General features: G+C 67.2%; 5 protein-coding genes and 1 pseudogene. 5 read left to right on the top strand and 1 reads right to left on the bottom strand.

Annotated features, from left to right (window positions below; all coding sequences use genetic code 11):
• Positions 1-366 precede the first annotated feature (366 nt).
• From efeU to efeB, 3 genes are read left to right on the top strand one after another with little or no spacing between them, the layout of a single operon-like run.
• Complete coding sequence (gene efeU, locus V6U90_RS32130) at positions 367-1,308, top strand: iron uptake transporter permease EfeU (protein WP_334444731.1); 942 nt, start codon at positions 367-369, stop codon at positions 1,306-1,308.
• A 28-nt stretch (positions 1,309-1,336) separates the two neighbouring features.
• A complete protein-coding gene (efeO, locus tag V6U90_RS32125) occupies positions 1,337-2,467 on the top strand; it encodes an iron uptake system protein EfeO (RefSeq protein WP_334444729.1) in 1,131 nt (376 codons plus the stop codon).
• A gap of 23 nt (positions 2,468-2,490) precedes the next feature.
• Positions 2,491-3,792: an iron uptake transporter deferrochelatase/peroxidase subunit gene (gene efeB / locus V6U90_RS32120; RefSeq protein ID WP_334444727.1), complete on the top strand. Its 1,302-nt coding sequence runs from the start codon at positions 2,491-2,493 to the stop codon at positions 3,790-3,792.
• A gap of 140 nt (positions 3,793-3,932) precedes the next feature.
• On the opposite strand, the pseudogene V6U90_RS34120 reads toward efeB, so the two are convergent.
• Positions 3,933-4,245: pseudogene (locus V6U90_RS34120) on the bottom strand (IS5/IS1182 family transposase); the annotation flags it as partial.
• A 436-nt stretch (positions 4,246-4,681) separates the two neighbouring features.
• On the opposite strand from V6U90_RS34120, the gene V6U90_RS32110 reads away from it, so the two are divergent.
• A complete protein-coding gene (locus V6U90_RS32110; RefSeq protein ID WP_334444725.1) occupies positions 4,682-5,209 on the top strand; it encodes an SUKH-4 family immunity protein in 528 nt (175 codons plus the stop codon).
• A gap of 52 nt (positions 5,210-5,261) precedes the next feature.
• Positions 5,262-6,146: hypothetical protein (locus V6U90_RS32105; protein WP_334444723.1), on the top strand; the 885-nt coding region annotated here is incomplete at its 3' end.

Here is a 6,146-nt window from a genome sequence, read left to right as displayed (position 1 = left end):
TGGCCGCCTCACGTCTACGCCAAACCGGCTCTGAGCTGCAGGTCTGCCGTACACCACTCTGCCGGACGCAACTCGCATCTTCACACCGGTCTGGTTCGTCGGATGCTTCTTCCTTGTCCGCCTCATGTACCTGGCACTACGGCTGCACGCGACACCGGTACTCCGGTTCTGCCGGCTCCCACGCGACGGTAAGGGCCGGAACCGCCTGGTGACTCTCGCCACCCTCGGAAGAGGGCGAAGTGACCAGCGCATGTCCGCTTGCCGACCGGCCGGGAGTGTTGTCTCGAACGACTTGACGCGGCGCCCGATCAGTAGGAAGGTATGGCTGCCCTAACTTAGGCGTACCTAACTAACGACGGAGTTCGGATGTTCGCCGCGTACCTGATCGGCCTGCGGGAGGGCCTGGAGGCGACCCTGGTGGTCAGCATCCTGGTCGCCTTACTCGTGAAGTCGGATCGACGCAACCGGCTGCCGCACGTGTGGCTCGGCGTCGGCGCGGCGGTGGCGCTCTCGGTGCTGTTCGGCTGGCTGATCGAGTACACCTCGACCAGGCTGTTGCAGACCTCGGAGTCCCGGGAACTCTTCGAGGCGGTCACCTCCGTGGCCGCCGTCGTCTTCGTCACCTGGATGATCTTCTGGATGCGCAAGGCCGCCCGGAGCATCGCCGGTGAGCTGCGGGGCAAGCTCGCCGAGGCGCTCGCCGTGGGCGCCTTCGCGGTGACCGGGATGGCCTTCCTCGCGGTGATCCGGGAGGGCCTGGAGACGGCACTGATCTTCTATTCCGCCGCGCAGAGCACGGCTGGCGGCGCCGGCCGCAATGCCATGCTCGCCCTGGTCGGCGGCATCGCCACTGCGGTGGTGATCGGCTTTTTGCTCTACCGCAGCGCCCTGAAGCTCAACCTGAGCAAGTTCTTCACCTGGACCGGCGCGCTGCTGATCCTGATCGCCGCCGGCATTTTCAAGTACGGCGTGCACGACTTCCAGGAGGCCGGCGTGCTGCCCGGCCTGAACGCCCACGCCTTCGACATCTCCGCCGTGCTCGATCCGAGCACCTGGTACGCGGCCCTGCTGACCGGCATGTTCAACATCACCGCCACGCCGAGCGTGCTCGAGTTGGTCGCCTGGGTGGCGTACGCGGTGCCGGTGCTCGTCCTCTTTCTCCGCAAGCCGGCCAAACCGGCCACCCTGGCCGCCACCGCGCCGGACGCTACGGCCGACGCCGTGCCGGCGCGCGACCCGGACGAGGCGCCGAAGCCCGCCGAGCCGGTCACGAACGACGCCTCAGCCACCACGTCCCCGCGCGCCTGACGCCCAACTCCCGAGGAGACACCGCAACATGCGTACCACCCGATTCGTCGTGCCCGCCGTCGCCGGGGCGCTCGCCGTAGCCGGCCTGGCCGGCTGCGGGGGCGACGACACACCGGAGGGCAAGGCCGACGGGCCGATCGCGGTCAAGGCCACCGACACGGTCTGCGAGGTTGGCACCACCGAAATCGAGGCCGGTCAGGTGACCTTCACGGTGACCAACTCCGGATCCAAGGTCAACGAGTTCTACGTCTACGCCGCCGGTGACCGGGTGATGGGCGAGGTGGAGAACATCGCTCCCGGGCTGACCCGCGAACTCCGCGTCGAGCTGCCCGCCGGGACGTACGAGACGGCCTGCAAGCCCGGGATGAGCGGCCGGGGCATCCGGAGCGCGCTGAAGGTCAGCGGCACCGCCGCGACCATGGCGCCCGACGCCGCGCTGAGTCAGGCCACCGCTAGTTATCAGCGGTATGTCCGGAGCCAGACCGCCGCGCTGCTGACCAAGACCGAGGAGTTCGTGGCCGCGGTCAAGGCCAACGACGTGGCGAAGGCCAAGGCGCTGTACCCGGTGGCCCGCACCTACTGGGAGCGGATCGAACCGGTCGCGGAGAGCTTCGGTGACCTCGACCCGAAGATCGACGGCCGGGAAGAGGTCGTCGAGGAGGGCATGGAGTTCACCGGCTTCCACCGGATCGAGAAGGATCTCTGGACGACCGGCAACATCAGCAAGGACGGCCCGGTTGCCGACCAGCTGCTCACTGATGTCAAGGCCATCGTGGCCAAGGCCAACGCAGAGCAGCTCACCCCGCTCCAGCTCGCCAACGGCGCCAAGGCGCTCCTCGACGAGGTTGCCAGCGGGAAGATCACCGGCGAGGAGGAGCGCTACTCGCACACCGACCTCTGGGACTTCAACGCCAACCTGGAGGGCTCCAAGGCGGCCGTCGCGGCGCTGCGCCCGGCCCTGGAGCAGCGCTCGCCCGACCTGGTCAAGCAGCTCGACACCGAGTTCGCCAACGTCGAGGCCGCCCTCGGCAAGCACCGGGCCGGTGACGGCTGGAAGCTGCACACCCAGCTCAGCAAGGCCGAGCTGAAGGAGCTCTCCGACAGCATCAACGCGCTGGCCGAGCCAATCAGCAAGGTTGCCGCGGTCGTCGCCCGATGACGACCGGGTCAGGAGGCGAGGCGATGAGCGAGCCGAGCACCGACGAGGCGACGCGCGGGACCCGGTTGTCCCGGCGGCGGGCCATCAGCATGGCCGGGGTCGGCGTCGCCGGTGTGGCCGGAGTGGCCGTCGGTGCGGGCGCGCTGATCGGCGGCGGTGACCACGCGGGGGCCACCGACAGGGCCGCCGGGGCGGTGCCGTTCCACGGCGAGCACCAGGCCGGCATCACCACCCCGGCCCAGGACCGGCTGCACTTCGTCGCGTTCGACGTGATCACCAAGGACCGGGCGAAGCTGGTCGCGCTGCTGCAGGAGTGGACCGCCGCCGCGGCCCGAATGACGGCCGGCCAGGACGCCGGGCTGATCGGCGCGGTCGACGGCGTCCCGGAGGCCCCGCCGGACGACACCGGCGAGGCGCTCGGGCTGCCGCCGTCGCAGCTCACCCTCACCGTCGGCTTCGGCCCGACGCTGTTCCGCGACAGCCAGGGCCGGGACCGGTTCGGCATCGCCGACAAGCGGCCGGCTGCCCTGGCCGACCTGCCGCACTTCGCCGGGGACGCCCTCAAGCCGGAACTCTCCGGCGGGGACATCTGCGTCCAGGCCTGCGCCAACGACCCGCAGGTGGCGGTGCACGCCATCCGCAACCTGGCCCGGATCGGGATGGGCGTGGTCAGCGTCCGCTGGTCCCAGCTCGGCTTCGGGCGTACCTCGTCGACCTCGCGGGACCAGGCCACTCCGCGCAACCTGTTCGGCTTCAAGGACGGCACCGCCAACCTGAAGGCCGAGGACGCCAACCTGCTCCGCGAGCAGCTCTGGGCGCAGCCCGGCGACGGGCCGGGCTGGATGACCGGCGGGGCGTACCTGGTCACCCGCAAGATCCGGATGTTGATCGAGACCTGGGACCGCAGCCCGCTGGCCGAGCAGGAACAGATCGTCGGCCGGACCAAGGGCAGCGGCGCCCCGCTGGGCAAGACCCACGAGTTCGACGAGCAGGACTTTGCCGTCAAGGGCGACGACGGGCAGCCAATGGTCGCTGAGACCGCGCACGTCCGGCTCGCCCACCCCAGGCAGAACAACGACGCGCACCTGCTCCGCTGCGGCTACAACTTCGTGGACGGCTCGGATGGGCTGGGCCGGCTCGACGCCGGGCTCTTCTTCATCGCGTACCAGCGGGATCCGCGGAAGCAGTTCGTGCCGATCCAGACCCGGCTCTCCCGGCACGACGCCATGAACGAGTACCTGCGGCACGTCTCCAGCGCGCTCTTCGCCTGCCCGCCGGGCGTCCACGACGCCGCCGACTGGTGGGGCCGCGCGCTCTTCACCTGACCGGGTCGGCTGCCTGGGCTGTCCGCGCTCGGGGATCGGCCGGCCCAATCTGGCCGCGACCTTACCGGTTGCCACCACGGCTCACATCCACGACAGCACGCCAAACTCACAAAAGGCATAAGCGCGACCGGCGATAAGTGTTACTTGAGCCTGCGGGTGATGGATCGGGTATCCCAGCGGTAGAGCGTGCGGGCACGGCGGATGAGTCGACGGATGGTGACGAAGGCTGCGGCCAGGTACAGGTACAGGTAGAAGTCGATGATCTCCGCGTCGCGGTCGGTGCAGCGACGGACTTGCCGAACCCGTTTCGCCACGAATTTGTCCTCTCGACCACCCAGCGCTGCCGACCTGGACCGGGGCGGGCACGCCTTTACGCACGATCCCGGCGTCGAAGCCCAGCTCGTCGAGCAGATTGTGGGTCGGGCCGTTGTCGTAGGCGCGGTCCAGATGCGCGGTGACCTGCTCGGGCCAACGATGCCGCAGTTGGGCGCTGCCCGCGCCGTCCACGCCGTCCACGCCGGTGGAGCGCTTCATGCCGCCCTTGCTCCGGTGAACCGGGGAGCGGCCGGCGCGGTCGCCCCCACACGGGCCTTCGTGATGGCCCCGTCGGCACTGACGTCGGTCAACTCCAGGCCGATCAGCCGATCAGGCAGGACCACCCGCTGGCCGAGATGTGGACGGCGGAGTGGCCGAGTAATACAAGAGATCGCTTGGCAAGCGCAAACTTGCCCGGCCGGCCGCAGCGAATGGGTGACTGTCGGCTGCGCTGATGCAGTCCTCGCGGCGATATGATACAACGGGCATCGATGCATGTGCTCGTTTCGCACCGCGACCATGCAACTCGAGGGCCGAACCTCCGATCGCTAACCGATGGAGACGCGATGTCGTCATGAATGATTCTCCGAACACCAATTGGGGCGGCATCACGACGGATGAGATCCGCGAGGTCTGGGGAGGTCAACTTCAGCCCATTCCAGAAGAGTTGATCGCTCCGGTCGTCACGCCCTACACCCGCCGGTTCCTGACCAAGGTCGGGTTGCCGGCCACGGATGTATTGGGAGTCGACTTCCTGTTCGAAGGCCCGCTCCTGAGCGTGGCGTCGCAGGAGGGGCGTGACTACCTCGTCGTCACACAGGCCCGGTCCAATGCGTCGTTTGCCGTCGACGTGCGAACCGATCAAGTCGTTGAGTACAACCAGTCCGCCCCCGGCGGCACCCGGTTCATGAACTCGGATATCGCAGCCCTGATCTTCTTCCTCGGCCAAATGCGAAAAGCGCTCAGCCTGGAGGAGATCCCGGCGATACAGGCGGCCATAGACGACGTGCGTACGTCGGTGACCATCCATGATCTCGCAGCGATGGAGGATGAGGCAGCATGGAAGCTCTGGTTGGACGATCTCGAGTCGCAAATCGAGTAATGCCATGACATCGACGCCAACCGCATGCAGCGTCCCCCGAGCGAGGACGCCCTTGCACCGCCGACTCGCGCCGATCCTCGCGACCCTGCTGGCGCTGATCAACGGGTTCACGGTTCCGGCACAGGCCGCACCCAAGAAGGGCGACTACTGGCTCACGCCTGCCTACGCAGGCGATGAATTGCACATCCCGGTCATGATGTACCGCCACCGGCACACCATGCTTCGGAACGATGTCAGCTGGGACCGCAATGTCGCGGCCTTCGAGTTCTACACCCCCGAGAATGTCCGCCTGATCATCGTCGGGCCGAGCCTACCTTCTCCCAACTTCAAGAATGCTGCCAAAACCACCCCCCTCGACATATACCGCGAGGCCAAGGGCCACTTGATCCTGGTCGACGGAAACGGTGACCCGCTCGAAGAGAATGGGAAGCCGGTTGACTGGCGGAACTCGTCCAAGCCCAGCGTTCTATGGGAACCAGGTTCCGATCAGAATCCGGAGATTCAGGAGGCGGTCAGGATCGGCCGGCACTCGGAATGGGTCACCTCCCTCTACCTGAAGTACAACCTGGGTCGAGCGAATGTCACCTCAAAGGAGGGCCTGTCCGAACGAATACCGTGCGAATCGGTGGGCAATAACTGCAAGACGAACCTGAAAACCGAGACAGGCGGACTGTACCCGAACCTCGAGAACATGCGGTTCATCACCGATCAATTGGGGTCCAAAGAAGCACGCGCGCGCGCCAAAAATGATCTGGAGACGATCCAACGAGAGTGGGAAAAACTTGGCATGCCCACGAACTCGAATGCCGAGGCCCTATTCGGTTGGCGGTTGCTTGCGACTCCCGGCAGCCCGCCACCACAGGGTACTGCCTCCGTGACTGGTCAGGTGGTCGCTGCGCCGGTGGGTAGCCAGGGACAGCCGGCGACGAGTTCGGTG

The sequence above is a fragment of the Micromonospora sp. CPCC 206060 genome, from assembly GCF_036906895.1.
Lineage (GTDB): Bacteria > Actinomycetota > Actinomycetes > Mycobacteriales > Micromonosporaceae > Micromonospora.
This window is presented reverse-complemented; position numbering and strand designations above follow the sequence as displayed.